This window comes from Blautia hansenii, assembly GCF_013304445.1.
In the GTDB taxonomy this organism is placed as follows: Bacteria; Bacillota; Clostridia; order Lachnospirales; family Lachnospiraceae; genus Blautia.
In genome coordinates this window covers 19,655-39,270 of record NZ_JAAITA010000004.1, presented here as the reverse complement: position 1 = coordinate 39,270, position 19,616 = coordinate 19,655, and the positions used below count along the sequence as shown (strand labels likewise).

General features: G+C 40.6%; 21 protein-coding genes and 1 pseudogene. All 22 read left to right on the top strand.

Annotation, left to right across the window (positions count from 1 at the left end; genetic code table 11):
- Window positions 1–24 precede the first annotated feature (24 nt).
- The gene (locus G5A70_RS04930; RefSeq protein ID WP_124984243.1) at window positions 25–492 is read left to right on the top strand and encodes a DUF6075 family protein; all 468 of its coding nucleotides are present in this window, start codon (window positions 25–27) and stop codon (window positions 490–492) included.
- Window positions 479–643: a hypothetical protein gene (locus tag G5A70_RS04925; protein WP_173748546.1), complete on the top strand. Its 165-nt coding sequence runs from the start codon at window positions 479–481 to the stop codon at window positions 641–643. Before G5A70_RS04930 ends, G5A70_RS04925 begins: the two co-directional genes overlap by 14 nt.
- A 15-nt stretch (window positions 644–658) precedes the next feature.
- Window positions 659–1,435 (top strand): ParA family protein, encoded by a 777-nt coding sequence (locus tag G5A70_RS04920; RefSeq protein WP_118367356.1) that lies wholly within the window; start codon window positions 659–661, stop codon window positions 1,433–1,435.
- A complete protein-coding gene (locus G5A70_RS04915) occupies window positions 1,428–2,333 on the top strand; it encodes a ParB/RepB/Spo0J family partition protein (RefSeq protein WP_173748545.1) in 906 nt (301 codons plus the stop codon). The genes G5A70_RS04920 and G5A70_RS04915 overlap by 8 nt, the downstream gene beginning before the upstream one ends.
- On the top strand, window positions 2,314–3,492 hold the full coding sequence (locus G5A70_RS04910) for a DUF6017 domain-containing protein (protein ID WP_173748543.1): 1,179 nt from the start codon (window positions 2,314–2,316) through the stop codon (window positions 3,490–3,492). The genes G5A70_RS04915 and G5A70_RS04910 overlap by 20 nt, the downstream gene beginning before the upstream one ends.
- 6 nt (window positions 3,493–3,498) lie before the next feature.
- Window positions 3,499–3,837, top strand: a complete 339-nt coding sequence (locus G5A70_RS04905; RefSeq protein WP_173748541.1) for a DUF6050 family protein — start codon at window positions 3,499–3,501, stop codon at window positions 3,835–3,837.
- A gap of 109 nt (window positions 3,838–3,946) precedes the next feature.
- Window positions 3,947–4,303, top strand: a complete 357-nt coding sequence (locus G5A70_RS04900) for a helix-turn-helix domain-containing protein (RefSeq protein WP_005338503.1) — start codon at window positions 3,947–3,949, stop codon at window positions 4,301–4,303.
- Between the two features lie 126 nt (window positions 4,304–4,429).
- Window positions 4,430–4,579, top strand: coding sequence for a hypothetical protein (locus G5A70_RS04895; RefSeq protein ID WP_004612798.1), 150 nt, complete (start codon window positions 4,430–4,432; stop codon window positions 4,577–4,579).
- A 169-nt stretch (window positions 4,580–4,748) separates the two neighbouring features.
- Window positions 4,749–5,384: a sigma-70 family RNA polymerase sigma factor gene (locus G5A70_RS04890; protein ID WP_055149770.1), complete on the top strand. Its 636-nt coding sequence runs from the start codon at window positions 4,749–4,751 to the stop codon at window positions 5,382–5,384.
- A 3-nt stretch (window positions 5,385–5,387) separates the two neighbouring features.
- A complete protein-coding gene (locus G5A70_RS04885; protein WP_005338497.1) occupies window positions 5,388–5,810 on the top strand; it encodes an RNA polymerase sigma factor in 423 nt (140 codons plus the stop codon).
- Window positions 5,811–6,217: 407 nt separating this feature from the next.
- Window positions 6,218–12,199 carry a SpaA isopeptide-forming pilin-related protein gene (locus G5A70_RS04880; RefSeq protein ID WP_173748539.1) on the top strand — a complete coding sequence of 1,994 codons (5,982 nt, stop codon included), beginning with the start codon at window positions 6,218–6,220 and terminating at the stop codon, window positions 12,197–12,199.
- 102 nt (window positions 12,200–12,301) lie between these two features.
- Window positions 12,302–12,454 (top strand): hypothetical protein, encoded by a 153-nt coding sequence (locus G5A70_RS04875; protein WP_004612794.1) that lies wholly within the window; start codon window positions 12,302–12,304, stop codon window positions 12,452–12,454.
- A gap of 39 nt (window positions 12,455–12,493) precedes the next feature.
- Window positions 12,494–13,021, top strand: coding sequence for a PcfB family protein (locus G5A70_RS04870; protein ID WP_055149764.1), 528 nt, complete (start codon window positions 12,494–12,496; stop codon window positions 13,019–13,021).
- Window positions 13,018–13,617, top strand: a pseudogene (locus tag G5A70_RS04865) (type IV secretory system conjugative DNA transfer family protein); the annotation flags it as partial. The gene G5A70_RS04870 and the pseudogene G5A70_RS04865, both read left to right, overlap by 4 nt.
- Window positions 13,618–13,720: 103 nt before the next feature.
- Window positions 13,721–15,835 (top strand): recombinase family protein, encoded by a 2,115-nt coding sequence (locus G5A70_RS04860; protein ID WP_173748537.1) that lies wholly within the window; start codon window positions 13,721–13,723, stop codon window positions 15,833–15,835.
- A 46-nt stretch (window positions 15,836–15,881) separates the two neighbouring features.
- On the top strand, window positions 15,882–16,265 hold the full coding sequence (locus G5A70_RS04855; RefSeq protein ID WP_173748535.1) for a TnpV protein: 384 nt from the start codon (window positions 15,882–15,884) through the stop codon (window positions 16,263–16,265).
- 9 nt (window positions 16,266–16,274) lie between these two features.
- The gene (locus tag G5A70_RS04850; RefSeq protein ID WP_173748534.1) at window positions 16,275–16,454 is read left to right on the top strand and encodes a hypothetical protein; all 180 of its coding nucleotides are present in this window, start codon (window positions 16,275–16,277) and stop codon (window positions 16,452–16,454) included.
- A gap of 16 nt (window positions 16,455–16,470) precedes the next feature.
- Window positions 16,471–16,761 (top strand): hypothetical protein, encoded by a 291-nt coding sequence (locus tag G5A70_RS04845; protein ID WP_173748532.1) that lies wholly within the window; start codon window positions 16,471–16,473, stop codon window positions 16,759–16,761.
- Between the two features lie 3 nt (window positions 16,762–16,764).
- Window positions 16,765–17,064, top strand: coding sequence for a hypothetical protein (locus tag G5A70_RS04840; protein ID WP_173748530.1), 300 nt, complete (start codon window positions 16,765–16,767; stop codon window positions 17,062–17,064).
- A 27-nt stretch (window positions 17,065–17,091) separates the two neighbouring features.
- Window positions 17,092–17,394, top strand: coding sequence for a hypothetical protein (locus G5A70_RS04835; RefSeq protein ID WP_226853517.1), 303 nt, complete (start codon window positions 17,092–17,094; stop codon window positions 17,392–17,394).
- A gap of 109 nt (window positions 17,395–17,503) precedes the next feature.
- Window positions 17,504–18,466, top strand: a complete 963-nt coding sequence (locus tag G5A70_RS04830; protein ID WP_202031322.1) for a DNA cytosine methyltransferase — start codon at window positions 17,504–17,506, stop codon at window positions 18,464–18,466.
- Entirely contained in the window at window positions 18,441–19,490 is a 1,050-nt protein-coding gene (locus tag G5A70_RS04825; RefSeq protein WP_173748528.1) for a HaeIII family restriction endonuclease, read from the top strand. Before G5A70_RS04830 ends, G5A70_RS04825 begins: the two co-directional genes overlap by 26 nt.
- Window positions 19,491–19,616 lie beyond the last annotated feature (126 nt).

The window sequence follows — 19,616 nt, the reverse complement described above, 5'->3', positions numbered from 1 at the left end:
TAAAATTTAGGAGGAAAATAAAAAATGACAAACACAGCGTTAAGAGCAGAGAATAGCAATTCTCGCACAATTACTTTCAAGAGCAAGGAACACGAAAAATTTTATATGGAATATCTGGAAAAATGCAGATATCAGGATGTCTACCATCAGGCTCTGGTTTATTGCCTGGGTATCGACAGAGACACAAGAGAAAATGTGAATAAAATCTATAATTTTAAAACTGGATGTGTAAAAACGGAATCCCTGCAGGAAGGTTGGCAGACCAGTGGAAGTTTACGGATCGTCCGCATGGCATTTAATCTTTACTGCAATGGGACACCAAGTGTCGGAGATTATGAAGCAGAGGAAGATCAGTTAAAAGAGTGTCAGTATTATACCGTAGAAGATCTGTTTTGTTGCGGATATGCCCGGTATTTTTGGGAAGCCATTAAAATCCGTTATCCAGAGTATTGTTTTTACAAAGACTGGGAGGATATGTATGCTGAAAATTAGATTACAGGGTACTTTAAAGGATATTCAATGGTTCCGTCGTATTTTGGAAAAGCATAAAGAATTGGATGTTCTGGAAGTATCGGATGCTTATGCGAACAAAGGAACAAGCAAATATTTTCGTATTTATGTTGAAGTAGAAGAAAAAGAGTAAATCGGAGGAAAGTATATGTGTAAAGTAATTGCTATTGCAAATCAGAAAGGCGGAGTAGCCAAAACAACGACAACAATCAATCTGGGAGCCGGACTGGTGAAGTCAGGGAAAAAAGTAGTCCTGGTAGATGCTGATCCACAGGGGCACTTGACAATGGGATTGGGATTCCCTAAAAATCTCAAGGTAACATTAAAGAGCATGATGGAAAATATCATCATGGGACTGGAATTTGATCCAAAAGAAGCAATTCTTCACCATGAAGAAGGGGTTGACCTGATTCCGTCCAATAAATTGCTTGCTGGAATGGATATGTCCTTATTTACAGTAGAGGACAGAGAAAAGGTGCTGAAAGAGTATCTGGAACTGCTGAAGGACGAGTATGATTATATTCTGATTGACTGTATGCCATCCCTGGGAATGCTGACCATCAATGCTCTGAGTGCAGCGAACAGTGTTCTGATTCCGGTGCAGCCACAATATTATGCGGCAGATGGACTCATGGAATTACTGAAAGTAGTTAAGGGAATCCATCAGAGGTTCAATCCAGATTTACAGATAGAAGGCATTTTATTCACAATGGATAATTGCCGTTACAATAATGCAAAGAGAAACAAACAGGCGATTAAAACTACATATGGAGATGACATTAAGATTTTTGAGCAGACGATTCCGAGAACAGAAAGCCTTGCAGAAACAGCATCGGAGGGTGTAAGTATCTTTGCCTATGATGGAAAAAGCAAGGGGGCAGACAGCTATCTGGAATTGGTTCAGGAGGTGTTGAAACATGCGTAGACCGAAAAAAGATATTCAGCTCACCTCTTATGATAAATTACTGGGATTAGAAGAAACACCGGAAAAGAGCATGAACCAGGTTGTGGAAATAGAACTGGAAAAGCTCTATCCTTTCAAAAATCATCCATTTCATGTAAGCGATGATGAAAAAATGGCTGAGACAGTAGAGAGTATTAAAAACTACGGTGTTTTAAATCCTGCTCTGGTAAGACCCCGATCAGAAGGTGGATATGAACTGATTTCAGGTCACAGGAGAAAAAGAGGCTGTGAACTGTGTGGCAAAACAACTATGCCGGTCCTTGTCCGAAACTATACAGATGATGAAGCTGTCATAATTATGGTCGATTCCAACATTCAGCGTGAAAATATTCTGCCAAGTGAAAAGGCCCATGCCTATAAGATGAAATATGATGCTATGAAGCACCAGGGAAGTAAAGGTGAAAAATATACGGCAGATATGGTTGGTGAAACAGCCGGGGACAGTGGAAGAACTGTGCAGAGATATATCCGTCTGGCTTCATTATCAGATGGATTATTGGAATATGTGGACGATAATAAAATCCCTATGATAGTGGGAGAAAAATTGTCTTATCTGAAACCACAGGAACAGGAATGGCTTCTGGAAGGAATTGTCAACAGTAATATCTTTCCGACAAAACAACAGGCAGAACAATTAAAGGAATGCAGTGCAAATGGAAAATTAAATCAGGGTTATATCTATGCCATTTTATTGAAAAAAGAAAACAGTAAAATCAATGTAACCATTCCGGCAAAAAAAATCGGCAATTATTTTCCAGAGACATATTCTAAAGAACAGATAGAAGAAGTTATTTTTATGCTTTTGGATAAATGGAAACAAAACAGAGAAGGAGTAGCAGATGCAGAAGATACAGTTTGATTATTTTACGGGAATGGAAGCGGAACAATATAGCTTTTATCGTGTCCCGAAAGTGCTGTTTACAGAACCATGCTTTAAAGCTCTTTCTTGTGAAGCAAAGGTATTATACGGTCTGATGCTGGACCGTATGAGCCTGAGCATTAAGAACCGATGGCTGGATTCAGAGGACAGAGTATATATTATTTTCACGGTGGAAGAAATTGCAGAGCTGATGAACTGTGGAACCCAAAAGGCAGTGAAGCTGGTAAAAGAGCTGGACAGTAATAATGGGATTGGACTGATTGAAAAGAAACGTCTGGGACTGGGAAAGCCTAATGTTATTTATGTGAAAAATTTTATGCTCAGAGAAGTGCCAGACCAAAAGCCGATGGATAGCTGTGCAGATTTGCAATCAGAGCAGAAAAATCATAGAAAATGTGCAGATCTGCAATCTGAGCAGGGAAACCATGAAGAATGTGCAAATCTGCAATCAGAAGCTGAGAATAGGGAAAAAACAGGCACTTTTCTGAATTGTGAAAATCATCATTCAGGAGTAGTGAAATCCACAATTCAGGATTGTGTGGAATCACAATTACAGAATGGTGAAAATCACAATTCAGGAATGATGAAAACCACAAATCAAGAATTTCCAGAATCACAATTCCAAAATTGTGAAAATCATCATTCAAGAATAGTGGAAATCACAAAACCAGAATATCCGAAATCACAATCTAATAATACTGATATTAACAAGACTGATATTAGTGAAACTGAGATAAATCAATCCTATCCAATCATATCATCAGGTAATCTGAAAAAGAAAAGAGATGTGATGGAGGAGATGCGGGCATATCGTGAAGTGATTCATGAAAACATAGATTATCAATATCATGCCAAAGAAGATGTGGATGAACTGGTAGAACTGATGATTGAAGTTATGATGATGCCGGAGGATAGTATGATTCGAATCGCAGGGACAGAAAAGCCAGTTGCTTTGGTGAAAAACAGGTTTATGAAGCTGAATTATTCACATATCGAATATGTGCTGTTTTGCCTGAACCGAAATACGACCAAGGTTGGAAACATTAAAGCATATCTTCTGACTGCCCTGTATAATGCCCCGGCAACGATAAACAGCTATTATCAGGCAGAGGTTAATCACGATATGTATGGAGGATAAAGGAACATGAGAAATATGATAAAAAAAGTTGTTGTGCCAGTACTGATGATTGCTGTATTGTTTGCAATGCTGAGACCACTTTGTATCCAGGATGGGAAGTGCAATTATTTATTGCTGTTGCTTCTGATGGGGATACCATTCGGAATTGGAAAAATGTGTGTCTGGATGGTTCCAAGAGGTTTTGATCTTGGAGGAACACTGGCAGTATGGACAATGAATTTTCTGATCGGAGGATTGATAGGAAGTGTCGTATTGCTGGCAATGATTGGACAGGCAATCATTTATCTTAGTGTTTTCCTGCTCACAGTTATTACAGGAATACATAAAATACCGAGAATAAAATGAAATAGATCTTTTGAAAAGCAGCTAAGACAAAATTAGCTGCTTTTTTTCTGGAAACTTTGCGACACAATGTCGTAAAGCTGGGATAAATTGCAGGAAAGGAGACACCGTATTGAGCAATCGTGCAATTTCCACAGAACTTATTGAATTGGGAGAACGGATCAGAAAACGCAGGCAGGAAATGAAGTTGTCACAGGAATCTTTTGCGGAAAAAGCAGGTATCAGTGTCAATACGGTCAGCAGGATAGAAGGAGGGCAAACGGCAATGTCTGTTGAGATTTTCAGGAAGATGATTGAGATCCTGGAAACAGATGCCAATATCCTGATGGGAAAAGAGGGGGACGATGCAGAAAAAAGAAAGCAGTTTGAGGAAGTATTTTATCGTATTCAGAAGATGGAATGGAAAGAGCAGAAAATTATTATGCAGACAATAGATTCGCTGATAGACAGTTTTAATGAGTACAGGTGAAATTTCACCATATATGGGGTGTAAAACAAAAAAACTCCCCATATATGCTAAGGATAATAGTTTTTTGTGCTGTTAAAATAGCAAACAGAGAGAAAGAGACAGAAACAAGGAAGGGAGACAGGATTGATGACCAGACAAGAAAATTTAATCTATCGGAAGCAGTGTCCCTATGATGCAATGGGAGACTATTCTGTTTTGATGGAAAATGAAAAGAACATAAAAACGGAAAGAAATGCAAAGAAGTCTGACCGGGACATCAGACGGAAAATAAAATAGAGGATGCTGTAAATTAGCAGAAAGGGCAGTAAGGAAGTTTCAGGCTCTCGTTAAAAAAAACGGGTGTGCCGGAAGCTGTTTTTTACTGCCCTTTTGCCAGTAAATCAGTAATAATCCTATCCTTTCTGCTGATGGGCTCCTGTTGCCAGTAGGCAGAAAGGTGGTAATTATGCTGACATTGCAGGAATTGAAACAGGTTGTAGGTAACAGGAAAGAAAAAAGAAAGGTTCCGTCCGCCAGGTATTTGAGAGAAAACGATGTGGCAGTTGTAAAGCATAGACTGATAGATGGTGCGGAAATTATTGCGTATCAGACAGGATATGTTTTCTATTGTGCAGGTGATTATGGAACGGTTTTTCCTTTATTTACCTGTCGAGATTATGTATATGAAGCAGGAAGAAAAATAACAGTTGTTAAGGAAGATTTTTTTGATAATCAGCCCTGGTATGTGCGGTTGATATTAGAAGGTGAAGATCGGCTGTGCAGGAACAGGGAGGTACGAGAACATAATAATTGCATTTCATACAGCCATATTTCAGAAGGCTGGTGCGAATTGGTGGATAAAAGGCAGAATGTACTTGAAAAACTGATTATAGAAGAAGCTATTGGAGAATTCATGGATCTGCTGACTGACCGGCAGAGACAGGTGATCCATCAAATTTATTTTCAGCAACGGACACAAAGAGAAGTGTCACGGGTGTTTGGAATTACAGAACCGGCAGTATCAAAATGTATTTCACAGGCAAAGCAGAAAATGAGAAGAAATGCAGGCAGACTGACCGGAGTGCTTCAGAAGGGAGAATAAAAGATGCGTGGTAAAAAACCAAAGGAAAGACAACGGTATGTGCTGCGTGTAAATGAAACTCTCGTAGAAGTTACCAGAGACGTATATCTGGCATGGTACCAGTCAAGAAGAAAAGAAAGATACCAGCTTGAAAAAATGCAGAAAAATGGTGTATGCGGAATAGAAAAAGTAGGAGAAACGAGTTACAACAGTTATTTGCATATATTATCACCAGAAGAAATAGTCATCAGGGTGTCAGAAATACAAGAGCTGCAGGAAGCACTGAAATATTTGTCTGAAGAAGAAATGGAATTGATAAGACTATTATTTTTTGAAGAGTACACAGTTAAAAAAACAGCACAGTATTTCGGGTGTTGTACAAAGACAATCAGAAACAGGAAAAACAAAGTATTGCAGAAACTAAAAGACAGGCTGGAAACTTTGTAAGTTTTTGCTGTTTCAAAAAATTTTCTAAAAAAATTTCAAACAGGTTAATTTTTGCCCTTTCACACATGCGGTTAGTGGAGGGGCAAATGTCTATTTTAATTCAAAACAATAAATTCCCTCCTAAAAGTGAACCTTGACAATTTCATATCAGCAGCAAGAGGATACCTGAATTTCCCAGCTACGCATCTGGCGGCGGGTATTCGGTGGCAACGTGAAGGGCAATGGATGAGAGGCACCCTTGGCAGGAATGATTACGAATTACCTCTTGCGGCTTAATAGCTCAATCCTGTTTTTATTTAAAAGTCAATCCAAGACACAAGGGAGGTGGTTTCTATGATTGATTCATGCAGGTGTAAGCCTGAACGAAAGTGGAGTAAATTATCGAAGAAAGAGAGGACTCAGTCAAAATGAAAATGCGATTTAAAAGATTCTTGTCGGGATTTATGGCAGTTGCAACTTTGGCGTCTGTTATCGTTCAACCAGTCACGGTTTCTGCTTCTGAATTAGAACCGGAGACAACTTCATTTGAACAGCAATATCCGGAACTGCAGGATGTGCAGGATACTCTTGACAAAGACGAAATTGTGGAAGCAAAGGATATTGAGATTCCCTATGGAGAAGAATTTGAGGTGGAAGTCGATCTGTCCGGTATAGAGGGCGTGAATGAAAAAAAGGTGAAAGTTTTATTCCATGAAGCAAAGAGTGAAGCCGGTACAGATTTTGATGCACATACACCGGATACCTACAAAGCTGTCTATGCAGTAGAACCAGTCAGCGGTCACCCAGCTTACAGAGTAAGCAGAAACATTACGGTAAAAGAGCCGGAAACAGAAGCACAGACAAAGAGTTCTTCTGAAAATACAGTTGGTGAAGGAAATGCCGGTGAAACAGAAGATTCAGGTAATGCGGAGGAAGATGTTGATTCGGACGGGTCAAAAGAGATTGTAACTGATCTTACAGATGGACAGGAAGTAACAACAGATGAAGAATCTGGTCTGACTGTTTCAGAAGTAATGGATCAGGCAGAAAATGAAGGAATTGACTTGTATGAGATGGAGCCGGGTGAAACAGTGACATTTATGGCGGCAGCAGGAAATGCAAGAAGTTCACAACAGGTTTCAGTGACAAGAGGTGCCGAATACCGATATGCGGATTATGGTTATGGAACTTATCTGACGTATCAGTATACCGTAAAATTCGGTAATGTGTCCGCCACAGCTTATTGTGTACAGCCGTCCAAACCGGGACCTGGCACAGGAACATATACAATCAATAAGGTTGGAGATGGTAAAGCACTGGCTAAAGTATGTTACTATGGCACAAAGGCTTCTGGCGATGATGGATTTTTTACAGAAGAAAATGGCTATGGAAACCTGAGTGCAGGAGCCAGATTTATTCTGGTACATCTTGCTGCGTCATATGCGAATGGCAGTTCAGATGCTTTTTCTGGTGCAAACGCTACTGCACAGAATCTTGCGAAAAAACTTTATAATTATTGTATTTCTCAGCCAGATATTCCGGATGTGGCAATGTCTTTTTCAGATGCGGATGTGACAGCTTATGTAGATGGCAACAGCCAGAGAACAAAGGAAATCATTTTTAAAGCAGATGAACTGCAGAGTATCACAATGAAACTTCCAAGTGGTGTGAAACTTCACAACGTGACAACCGGAAAGACAAGCAAAGCTGGTGAAGCAGTGGAAATCAGTGGTGGAACCAAGTTTTACTTATCTGCACCTCTTACACAGGTACAGGATGTCGCAGGAAGCTGGTCGGCAACGATGAAAGGCAGTGTAACAAAAGATTATTCTGCATATAAGATCAGTACCGGATCTGGTTCACAGGACCTGGCCCTGGTATTTGGTGAAGGTGTTGATGATGAGAAATATGTGGACTTCAAAGTAACCTGGGTGCAGCACGCAAGTGTGAAGGTGATTAAAAAAGATGCAAAAGCAGACGCAAAGCTGTCTGGTGCAGTGTTTGGTTTATACAGTGATGCAAACTGTACAAAGCTGATCACAAAGTTACCGGCAACCGATGCGAACGGGGAATCGTCCGTACAGATCATTAAGACACAGGACACTGTATATCTGAAAGAGATTACAGCTCCGACAGGATACCGTATCAATGCAACTGCCTACAATGTAAAACTGGAAGTCAGCAAAACAACGACTGTGACTGTTCCGGATGAAGAACAGATGGGACAGCTGACTGTTTATAAAGAAGGTCAGGTTCTGACAGGTGCAGATGTCACCGAGAATGGAACAACATTTAAGTATGAGAAACGCAGACAGAAAGGTGCGATTTATGATGTGTATGCCGGAGCAGATATTAAAACTGCTTATGGTGCCAAGGTTTACAGCAAGGGTGATCTGGTCAAAGAGAATCTGACAACAGACTCGAATGGGGCAGTCATTCTGAAAAACCTGCATCTTGGTACATATATCATCAAAGAAAAACAGGCTCCGACCGGATTTTATAATGCCGGGGAAGAAAAGTCAGTCACTCTTTCTTATGCAGGACAGAATGTAGATGTTGTTTTTTCTGAGACAACTTTTACGAATGACAGACAGAAAGCAGAAGTAGTTGTGACAAAGCAGGATAAGGATACAGAAAATCCTCTGGATGGAGGAATTTTTGGACTTTATGCAGCCAGTGACATTAAAAATGCAGATGGAACGGTTGTTGTAAAGAAAGGCACTCTGATTGAGAAAGTGACAACTGGAAATGATGGAACGGCGAAGTTTACCGCAGATCTGCCGCTGGGATTTTCCTATGATGTAAAGGAAGTACAGGCTCCGGAAGGCTATCTGAGAAATGCGGATGATGTCTATACGTTTACTTTTTCTTATACAAACGATAAGGAAGCGAAACTGACATTTAAGCATACCTTCAAAAACGAGCGTGTGACAGCAAAGGTTTCCTTACAGAAGCAGGACAAAGAAACAAAGAAGGCTGTTCCACAGGGAGATGCTACTTTAGAAAAGGCAGTCTATGGACTATATGCCCGTGAGGATATTGTCCATCCGGATGGAGCAACTGGTGTGATCTACGAAGCGGGTGAGCAGGTTGCCACTCTTACAACAGATAAGAATGGACAGGCTTCTGTAGATGGATTATATCTTGGCAATTACTATGTAAAAGAGATTACTCCTCCAACGGGTTACCTGGCAGATGAAGAAGAACATGATCTGGTCTGCAACTATGAGGGTGATTTTGTAGCGGAAGTAAAACGTGACTGTCTGTCTCTGGAACAGGTAATGAAGCAGCCATTTGAAATCATCAAGGCTGCGAACAACGGAAAGACAGATGCCGATTTACTGAAAGGTGCAGGATTTACCGCTTATCTGGTATCTTCCCTGACAGTAAAAGAAGATGGCAGCTATGACTTTGGTTCTGCCAAGCCGGTAGTGATCGGAGAAAATGGTGCAACAGAGATCTTTACAGATGAGAAAGGGTATGCCCGCAGTATTGCGATTCCGTATGGAACTTACATCGTCCGTGAAACAACCACACCACATAATTACACTCCGGTCAATGATTTCATCGTACAGATTACAGAGAATCATCCGACTACACCGCAGGTATGGAGGGTGCTGCTTGACAAAGAGTTTGAAGCGAAGCTGAAGATCATCAAACAGGACGATGAGACAAAGAAAGCAGTCCTTCAGAAAAATACGGAGTTTAAGATTTTTAACCTGGATACAGAAAAGTATGTGGAGCAGGTAACAACGTATCCGACGACGGTAAAACACAAATCTTATTTTACAGATGAGCAGGGATACTTAATCCTTCCACAGAATCTGAAGATTGGACATTACCGTATTGAGGAAGTGAACGCACCTTATGGATATACGCTCAATGAGAATTACTATGAGGTAGATGTAGATTCCAATACAGCATATCAGATGGACGGAACTTCCGGCGATGTGATCATTGAGATCGCATACGAGAATCATCCGGTTAAGGGAGAACTGAACATCGTAAAACAGGGTGAGGTCTTAAATGGTTATAAAGATGACTTTACTTATCAGAAAGAAACTCTGGAGGGAGCAGTCTTTGAGGTATATGCTGCCGAAGATATTTATACAGCAGATTTCCAGAAAGATGATAATGGAAACCGTATCCTGGAGTATGCTTCTGGGGAACTGGTAGGAACTGTTACCACGGATAAGGATGGAAAGGCACAGATCGCTGACCTTCCACTTGGAACCTATAAGATTGTTGAAAAGACAGCACCAGAGGGCTTTGTGTTAAATGAAGAAGCACAGACAGTAACATTTGAATACAAAGACCAGAAAACACCAGTTATTGAGCAGACAGCAACCTTTGAGAATGACCGCCAGAAAGTGGAAGTGTCCGTAGTCAAACAGGATGCAGAGACAAAAACGGTTGTGGCGGGTGCAGAGTTTGGTATCTATGCAAAAGAAGATATTTTGGCACATGAAGAAGTGATTGTGAAGGCAGATACCTTACTTGGAAAAGCAGTCAGTGGGGAAGATGGAAAGGCAGTATTTGACGTTGACCTTCCATTTAGTACTTACTATATCAAAGAACTTGCAGCTCCGGCAGGGTATGTCTCTTCTTTTGAGACTTTGGAAGTGACTGCCAAATATCAGGGACAGGATGTGAAAATGGTAGAGCTGGAATCTGTATTTAAGAACCAGCCGACAAAAGTAACCTTTACGAAGTCCGATATTACGACAGGCGTGGAACTTTCCGGGGCAACGCTTACGGTGCTTGATAAGGATGGAAATGTGGTAGATACATGGAAGTCTGTAAAGGGTGAGGAACACTTGATTGAAAGACTTACAGCCGGGGAGACATATACTCTTCGTGAAGAAATGGCTCCTTATGGCTATCTGATGGCGGAAGAAGTTTCCTTTACTGTGGACGATACTGCTGAAATCCAGAAGGTAGAGATGAAAGATGCAGTGCCAACCGGAACACTTATCATCAATAAAAAAGGTGAGTTCCTGGAGAAAATATCTGCACTGGATTCCATTGGCGGATGGATGAAGCATCTGTTTGAATATCTTTCCGGTTCCCTGAAAGACGTTACTTTTGAGGTTTATGCCTTAGAAGATATAAAAGCGGCGGATGGTGAGAGTGAAGATTACTACAAAAAGGATGCACTGGTAGCAACGATCACGACGGATGAAACAGGAGTGGCGAAACTGACAGACCTTCCTCTTGGCAAATACTGTGTCAAAGAGAAAGAGACAGCAAATGGATATGTCCTGGATGGAGAAGCTCGTGAAGTGGATCTGACTTACCGTGACCAGAATACCGCAGTTGTTACTTATTCTGCTGACTGGCAGAACAAACGCCAGAGAGCAGAAGTAAACGTGTTAAAGAAAGAAAAAGATTCCGACCGTGTACTGGAAGGGGCTGTATTTGCCCTGTGCAATAAAGAAAATATTGTCAATGCAAAGGGCGATGTGATCTTGAAAGCGGATACGGTTATTGAGGAGCAGGCTACGGATAAGGAAGGAAAACTGACCTTTACGGCAGATCTGCCACTTGGCTATACCTACTATGTGAAAGAAACTTCTCCGGCACCGGGATTTGCGACAACAGACCAGGTACAGGAATTTACTTTTGAATATGGTGGGGCAGATAAGGAAACACTGTCTTATGTGTTTACTTTTGAAGATGAGCCGACAACCGTAGAGTTTACCAAAACATCCCTGACAGACGGAAAGGAGATTGAGGGAGCAAAACTGAAAGTTACAGATGAGAGTAGAAACACTGTGGATGAATGGACTTCTGGTAAAGAACCACATATCATCAAAGAACTGACCGCTGGCAAGAAGTACACCATGACAGAAACACTTCCTGCGGACGGTTATGTGACAGCAGAGAGCATCACTTTTACGGTGGAAGATACCGGTGAAGTACAGAAAGTGGAAATGAAGGATGATGTGACAAAAGTGCAGATTTCCAAGACCGATATTTCCGGTAAGGAGCTGCCAGGAGCGAAACTGACGATCCTTGATAAAGATGGAAAGACCGTAGAAAGCTGGACATCTGAGAAAAAACCACACTACATTGAGATGCTTCCAATCGGGAAATATACCCTCCGTGAAGAAACTGCACCAGACGGTTATCTGGTTGCAGAAGATGTGAAGTTTACGGTCAAAGATACTGGAGAAATCCAGAAGGTTGTGATGAAGGATGAGGCGAAACCGGAGGAAACTCCAACAGAGACACCGACGGAAACACCAGAAACCACATCAACACCGGAGACGAAAACCACAGAAGAAACAAAGAAATCGACTTCACCAAAGACAGGAGATAATACTCCGATTCTGTTCTGGATTCTGCTTGCAGGGGCTGGAATGGCTGGTCTTGGTGGAACAGTGATTCTTCGCAAAAAGAAGAAATAAGAAAGCATAAGATTTCTTAGTAATGGATGAGGGCATTTATGGACACAGGATTCATAGATGCCCTCTTATAAAATTTCAAGAGAAGTGAAGGGAGAAAAGAAGATGACAAAAACAGTATTGATCGTTGCTGCAGCTGCAGTATTTCTGGTATATGGATTTGTCCTTTGGTGCTGTATCAAAGTGGGGGCGGAATCAGAAAAAGAATATATGAAACTGGCAGAAAAGAGAGGAAAGGAGCAGCAATGTGATAAATAAGGATAAGACAGCAGTGAGAGAAGAAAGGGCGTGGTGTGATTGCAGGATGAAGTGAATGAGAAAACAGTCTCACTTTGTATCCGCTGTGGCAAGGTCACTGCCAACCTGCTGAAATCTGCCATGGTAAAGGCTCTTGCAAAGATGGAGCAGGAGAAAAAGCAGCAGGGACAGAAAACGAACCAGAAACAGTCCCAGAAGGAAAAGGAGGATAAGACCTACAAGGGAAAACAGAGCCTTGATAAGCTGATGAAGCAGAATGTACAGCTGTCCAACATTGAGATCACAGATGGAAACATCAAGTCTTTTGAACAGGTAGCAAAGAAGTACAGCATTGATTTCAGTCTGAAAAAAGATGTGACTGCTGACCCGCCAAGATACTATGTGTTCTTTAAGGCAAGGGATGCCGATGTGATGACTGCCGCTTTTAAGGAATACACGGGCAAGTCTCTCAATAAGGACAAAAAACCATCCGTGAGGAAGAAGTTACAGCAGGCAATCACCAAATCGCTTGCAAAGCACAGAGAACTGGAGAAAACAAAAGGAAAGGAGAAGGAGCCGTCATTATGAGCAGATTACAGAAATTGCTTGGTGTAGGAAAAGGATACCTGGAGAGGTTACCGCCGGTGGATGTACATAAGCTGCTTCGGATTGTTCTGATGAATCTTCCGTATATCGTAATCTTTTATGTGGGAAATAAGCTGGCATGGTTATATCAATACTGTGTGGGTGATTCTATGATAGAAAGACTGATGGTACTGGTCTTAAATTTCCAGATGGCATTCAGCAGGATTCTTCCAAGTATGCATAAAAATGAATTGCTGGTTGGGATTACAGGAGCCGTGGCGGTGAAGCTCTTGGTCTATATGAAAGGGAAAAATGCCAAAAAGTTCCGGCAGGGAGTGGAGTATGGTTCGGCAAGATGGGGGACGGCAAAAGACATTGCACCCTTTATCGACCCGGTATTTGAGAACAATATCCTGCTGACTATGACGGAACGGCTGACCATGAATGGCAGACCAAAGAATCCGAAATTTGCGAGGAACAAGAACGTGATCGTGATTGGCGGATCTGGCTCAGGAAAGACACGTTTTTATGTAAAGCCCAACTTGATGCAGATGGGAAAATACATCAGTTATGTGGTCACGGACCCGAAGGGTTTAATATATAAAGTACAGAGAAACAAACGTTGCTTCATAAACAGAAGTTGCGAAGAAACGCTTATTTGTCTGTATTTGCAGGCATTTTCGCAGAAAGGAGGTGGAAAGCATGGCACAGCGAAATAACAAGCTGACAGCTCTCTATGAGAGATTGTCAAAGGACGATGAACTGCAAGGAGAATCAAACAGCATCACGAACCAGAAGAATTATCTGGAAGAATATGCACAGGCAAAGGGACTGACGAATATCCGTCACTATACTGATGATGGATTCAGCGGAGTTACCTTTAACCGTCCGGGATTTCAGAAAATGATTGCTGATGTGGAAGCAGGACTGATTGATACTATTTGTGTAAAGGATATGAGCCGACTGGGAAGAAATTATCTGAAAGTCGGATATTACACAGAAATATTGTTCCCGGAGAAAAATGTCCGATTCATTGCAATCAATAACAGCATTGACAGTGCAACTCCAACGGATAATGATTTTACACCATTTCTGAATATCATGAATGAGTGGTATGCAAAGGACACAAGCAAGAAAATCAAGGCTATTTTTCAATCCAGAATGAAATCCGGCAAGAGATGCAGTGGTGCAATTCCTTATGGCTATAAGCATGACCCAGAAGATAAAAACCATTTGCTGGTCGATGAAGAGGCAGCGAAAGTTGTAAGAAAAATATATCAGCTTGCAATCGAAGGAAATGGTCCGGCACAGATAGCAGATATTCTCACAAAGGAGCATATCTTAATACCTTCGGCATATCTGGAACGACATGAGGAAGGAGAAGTGAGCAGGAATCACAGTTACCATGATCCTTATATCTGGAACGCTACCGCAGTCAGTGGGATTCTTGATAAAAGGGAATATATGGGGCATACGATTCTTGGAAAAACAATCTGTGATAACTTCAAAACAAAGAAACGAAGAAAAGCTAGACCAGAGGAATTGATTATCTTTGAAAATACGCATGAAGCGATCATTGATGAAGATACTTGGAATCAGGCACAGAAGTTCAGAAAAAGAGTGACAAAGCGTGTTGCAAATGGCACGTATAAGCATAGGCTATCGGGACTTGTCTACTGTGCAGATTGTGGCAGCAGAATGACTTACAGAAGCCCGGAAGCACAAAAGAGGAAAGATGGTAAACGCTATGATTCAGACAGCAGTTTTGCATGTTCGGCATACGGAAATAAATATAAAGAATGTACATTCCATTTTATTACGTCATCGGCACTGGATCAGCTGGTTGATGATTCTATCCGCAGAGTTGCAAGATTCGTTCTGACAAATCAAAAAGAGTTTCTGGAACAGGTGGGACAGTTGAAGGAAACTTATAGTGAAAAGTTCCTGCAGGAATCACAAAAAGAGGTCAAGTCAGCTAAGAACAGGATTCAGGAGTTAGATACTTTAATAAAGAACCTGTATGAAGGAAATGTGCTGGGGAAAATCCCGGACAGGCATTTTAACCGTATGATGAAAGAATATGACGATGAACAGCAGGAGCTGGAAGCAAAGGTGGCAGAATTGGAACAGGAACTCGGTCAGAATGAAAATTCGGAAGATGGAGGAGATCGGTTTGTCCGACTTGTAAAAAAATATCAGGACTTTGAAGAAATCACCCCAAGAATGTTAAATGAGTTTATAGATAAAATTATGGTTCATGAAGCGGTAGGAAAAGGTCTTGATCGTACACAGCGGATAGACATTTATTTCAATTTCATCGGACAGTTTGCAGTCCCTTTTTCGGAAAAAGAACTGGAGACGGAAAGAAAAGCCCGGCAGGAAGAAGAACAGCGTAAGGCAGAGGCAAAAAGAGAAAGACAGAGGATAGCAGCCAGAAAGTGTTCACAGAAGCGTAAAGAAGAACGTGCCAGAATCAAAGCAGCTGCGGAAGCTGGAGATGAAGAGGCAATCAGGCAGTATGAAGCAATTCTGGATAAGGAGAGGGCAAGACGGGAAAGAGACCGGGCAAGCCGAAAACGGAGTTATCAGAAACAGCAGAAAAAAGCAAAAGAGATTGAAAAGGCTGCACAGGCTGGTGATCCGGAAGCTATGAAGGAGTATGAAAAGATACTGGAAAACAGAAAGAAAGCTACTGCCAGTACACAGAAATGGAGAAACAAGCAAAAAAAGAAGGCTCTGGAGCCTACCTACCAAATAGAACCAGAGCCAACTGAACTTGAACCGGAGCAGGAACTACCTGTCACCGCTTCGGCTTGATCGTACCACAAGGACAGGAAGAAAACAAGCAGAGAGGTTATTGAATATGAAAAAATTAGAACCATTGATTCATGACACTGAGAATGGACTGGATTATATCCTTGTTGGAGAGATTTATTTACCGCTAATTGCAGTGCCGGAAGAGACACGTGATATTGGATTTTATGGAAGTCTCCGCAGGAACTATCTGAGAGATTATAAGAGCGGATTGTATTCCTATTTGTCACTCAGCGGAAAACTCTGGACGCATCTTGCAGATGTAAATGAACAGTGCATACAGCGTAGAGATTTACTTATGGAGCAGATAATGATACAGGAAGACATTACCGAAGAATTGAAAGCCAGAAATCAAATGGAATGGGTTCGCAGGGCAAATAATGTAAGAAGCCGGGTAGATGAAATGATACTGATCGAAATGGTGTACGTGTAGGAGGGGCTTATGAGATATAGGATTGAATACGCAGATGGAAGATGTTGTAATTTCGCAAACAGCAGAAAAGACCTGTTGGACTGGCTGAAACTGCTGAAAGATGAAAAAATCGTAGATATCCGTAAAGTATATAAAAATGGCGTTACGGATTCTGTTCTGGATAATTACCGTAGATATTTAAAACAGTGAAAGGGGGCGGACAGTCATGGTAGTTGTAAGAATTATTATAAGAATTTTGTTATTGCCGGTGCGTATGTGCCTGACAATCATACAGCTGGTGGTTATGTTCTTCACATGGCTGTCTGCAACTGTATTTCATATCCTGTCGGGAATCATCTGTATCACGGCTATATTGGGATATGGATTCGGACAGGAAACAGGTACAGAGACAATCAGAATGCTTGTGATAGGCTTTATATTGTATGTTCTGCCTATCCTCGCAGGCTGGGCTGTGGTGTGGCTGGAAGCAATCAAAATTAGATTGATGGGAGATTAAAAGATGGAATTAATAGAAAAAATGGAAGAGTTTATAAATGACCTGATTGGGAAAAGAATGGAAGAAGTTTATCAGGAAAAAAATGGAGAGCAGTATGATCCATTCAATGAAGAACTGGAATTAAAAGTGCAAAAGGTGATTCGGAAGCTGCCGAAAGAACAGGGGAAAATCATTTTTGACTATATGACGGAAACTTCAAATAATAACAGTGATCTGAATGAGTTTTACTATCGTATGGGATTAAAAGACGGGTTGAAGCTGAGGAAAGTCATTCAGGTTATGCTGGACACATTAACAGAGTAGGCTGTGTGAAAGGAATGGAATCAACAAATGAAAATGACGAAAGAGATTGAAGAATTTATTAACCTGACTATAACGGAACATATGGGAAAAGCATATGCAGACTGGAAACTGAGCCAGACTTCGGTGACAGAACCAGATGAGGTTGAAGAAGCGTACAAAAAAGTGATTGCTACACTTTCACCTGAGCAAGAAGAAGTCATTACAAAATATTGTGACCAGATATTTAACAGCGGAGCAGAGACAGAGGAATTTTTCTATCGGCTAGGCTTGAAAGATGGAATGAAAATGAAAAAAATAATAAAAGGCATTATGAGAAAATTATCGAGATGATACTGTTACAAATTGAAATATATCATAAAAATATGTTATAATGCTATGCGACCGCACGATCGATTATGGATGTAGCGGCATATAAATTAAACAAAGGAGAGTTTGAAGCGTGAGAGAATTTACGGCAATTAGCTTATTTGCAGGAGCCGGCGGACTGGATATGGGATTTGAAAGAGCTGGTTTCAAAACAATTTGGGCTAATGATTTTAATGCAGATGCCTGTAAAACTCATGAGAACTGGAGTACTGCAAAAGTAGTATGTGGAGATGTTGCAAAGGTTGATGCAACAGATATTCCAGATGCGGATATTATGCTGGGCGGATTTCCGTGTCAGGGCTTTTCTCTGAGTGGGCCACGAAAAATTGATGATTCAAGAAATGTACTTTATAAACATTATGTAAGAATTGTCAAGGAAAAAAAACCGTTAATGTTTGTTGGAGAAAATGTTAAAGGACTTTTGACAATGGGTGGTGGAACTATCATAGAAGCGATAGTAGAAGATTTTTCACAATGTGGATATAATGTCTTTTATAAATTACTCAATGCAAAGGATTATGCGGTTCCAGAAGACAGGGAGCGAGTGATTATTGTAGGATTTAGGAAAGATTTAAATATAACTGAATTTGAATTTCCTGTTCCGCGAAACTATCGTGTAACTATGAGAGAAGCATTAAAAAATATTCCAGAGCCAGAACCAGATGAAGTATGTAATGCACCTTATAGCAGTCGTTATATGAGTAGAAATCGAAAAAGAGGCTGGGACGATGTATCCTATACGATTCCTGCTATGGCTAAACAAGTTACATTATGGCCAGGTTCCCCAGATATGGTAAAGCTAGATAAGGATTTGTGGAAATTTGGAGATAATGGTGTGACAAGGAGATTTAGTTGGAGGGAAGCAGCGGCTATACAAACATTCCCGCCAGATCTGGAATTTTATGGAGATTTGACCTCAAAATATAAGCAAATAGGAAATGCTGTTCCGGTAAAATTAGCCGAAACAGTTGCTACACATCTCTATGGAGTACTGTCAAACAGACTTCGTGATGGCAAAAAGCGGAAAACAAACTGAAACAGGAAAAGCTTTTGAATATGCATGTGCTTATGTTCTTTATAAGCAATATAGCAAAATTACAAATGTTGTATTGTTAGATAGTCCACAGATGAGTACTGCACGAAACGCTTTTAATAATCTCACAATGGAGGAGCAGCGTGACTATATATTAGGAGCAGAGGCTGCGGTTAGAATTGTCGATAGGTTAGAGCCTAAGTTATCGAATCAAAAAAATGATATGCTAATTGGCTTGCAAACAGATTCAGCTGGAATTACAGGTGATGTACGAGATGTATTGTGTATGAGAGGCAGTGACTGGGAAATAGGATTGTCATGTAAACATAATCATCAGGCAGTCAAACATAGTCGTTTATCAGATACCATAGATTTTGGAAAAGAGTGGTTTGGAATACCTTGTTCAACAGAGTATTTTGAAGCGATTAGAAACGTGTTTTTACCATTAAGAAAGATAAGGGACGAAAGCAAAGCAAATGGCGAACCAGCCAAATGGGATATTATTCCAGATAAAGAGATGGGCTGCTATGTACCTGTTTTGGAAGCATTCATGAATGAATTAAAACGTTTAGATTCTGAGTATCCACATGAGATACCAGGACGATTGATTAAATATCTGATTGGTGTTAATGACTTTTACAAGGTTATTATGAACGATCAAAGAAGATTTACAATGATAGAATCTGTAAATATCAATGGAACATTAAATCAAAAGGATGGGAAAAAGAAAGCTCTTATAGATGTACCATTGATGAAGTTACCAAGTAGATTTTATGAAATAGGGTTTAAAGAAGGATCAAGAAATACAATTGTTGTTGTATGTGATCAAGGTTGGAATGTATCGATGCGAATTCATAATGCAAGTTCTAAAATTGAACCTTCATTGAAATTTGATGTGCAATTGATGGCAATGCCGTCCTCAATATTAACACAAATTGAGCCATGGGATTCTACAACATTGGAATATCATAAGGTTATCTCAGCTGACAAAGTAGCTGAAGATATTCCACCATATGGAAACAAATAAAAGATGTAAGGACATTAGCTTAGATAAGCTGGTGTCCTTTTAAAGTGAAAAATATTGCAATAATGTGACAAATGGGAGACGAAAAGCGCACAAGAGAGAAACACGAAAAATAAATGGGATTGAACA

Coding starts and splice junctions, on each gene's coding strand:
- G5A70_RS04825 (WP_173748528.1), top strand. CDS start 18,441: ATGGCAAAAAGCGGAAAACAAACTGAAACAGGAAAAGCTTTTGAATAT.
- G5A70_RS04855 (WP_173748535.1), top strand. CDS start 15,882: ATGAAAAAATTAGAACCATTGATTCATGACACTGAGAATGGACTGGAT.
- G5A70_RS04840 (WP_173748530.1), top strand. CDS start 16,765: ATGGAATTAATAGAAAAAATGGAAGAGTTTATAAATGACCTGATTGGG.
- G5A70_RS04885 (WP_005338497.1), top strand. CDS start 5,388: ATGCGTGGTAAAAAACCAAAGGAAAGACAACGGTATGTGCTGCGTGTA.
- G5A70_RS04890 (WP_055149770.1), top strand. CDS start 4,749: ATGCTGACATTGCAGGAATTGAAACAGGTTGTAGGTAACAGGAAAGAA.
- G5A70_RS04835 (WP_226853517.1), top strand. CDS start 17,092: ATGAAAATGACGAAAGAGATTGAAGAATTTATTAACCTGACTATAACG.
- G5A70_RS04915 (WP_173748545.1), top strand. CDS start 1,428: ATGCGTAGACCGAAAAAAGATATTCAGCTCACCTCTTATGATAAATTA.
- G5A70_RS04875 (WP_004612794.1), top strand. CDS start 12,302: ATGACAAAAACAGTATTGATCGTTGCTGCAGCTGCAGTATTTCTGGTA.
- G5A70_RS04845 (WP_173748532.1), top strand. CDS start 16,471: ATGGTAGTTGTAAGAATTATTATAAGAATTTTGTTATTGCCGGTGCGT.
- G5A70_RS04905 (WP_173748541.1), top strand. CDS start 3,499: ATGAGAAATATGATAAAAAAAGTTGTTGTGCCAGTACTGATGATTGCT.
- G5A70_RS04910 (WP_173748543.1), top strand. CDS start 2,314: ATGCAGAAGATACAGTTTGATTATTTTACGGGAATGGAAGCGGAACAA.
- G5A70_RS04930 (WP_124984243.1), top strand. CDS start 25: ATGACAAACACAGCGTTAAGAGCAGAGAATAGCAATTCTCGCACAATT.
- G5A70_RS04880 (WP_173748539.1), top strand. CDS start 6,218: ATGAAAATGCGATTTAAAAGATTCTTGTCGGGATTTATGGCAGTTGCA.
- G5A70_RS04920 (WP_118367356.1), top strand. CDS start 659: ATGTGTAAAGTAATTGCTATTGCAAATCAGAAAGGCGGAGTAGCCAAA.
- G5A70_RS04850 (WP_173748534.1), top strand. CDS start 16,275: ATGAGATATAGGATTGAATACGCAGATGGAAGATGTTGTAATTTCGCA.
- G5A70_RS04895 (WP_004612798.1), top strand. CDS start 4,430: ATGACCAGACAAGAAAATTTAATCTATCGGAAGCAGTGTCCCTATGAT.
- G5A70_RS04860 (WP_173748537.1), top strand. CDS start 13,721: ATGGCACAGCGAAATAACAAGCTGACAGCTCTCTATGAGAGATTGTCA.
- G5A70_RS04925 (WP_173748546.1), top strand. CDS start 479: ATGCTGAAAATTAGATTACAGGGTACTTTAAAGGATATTCAATGGTTC.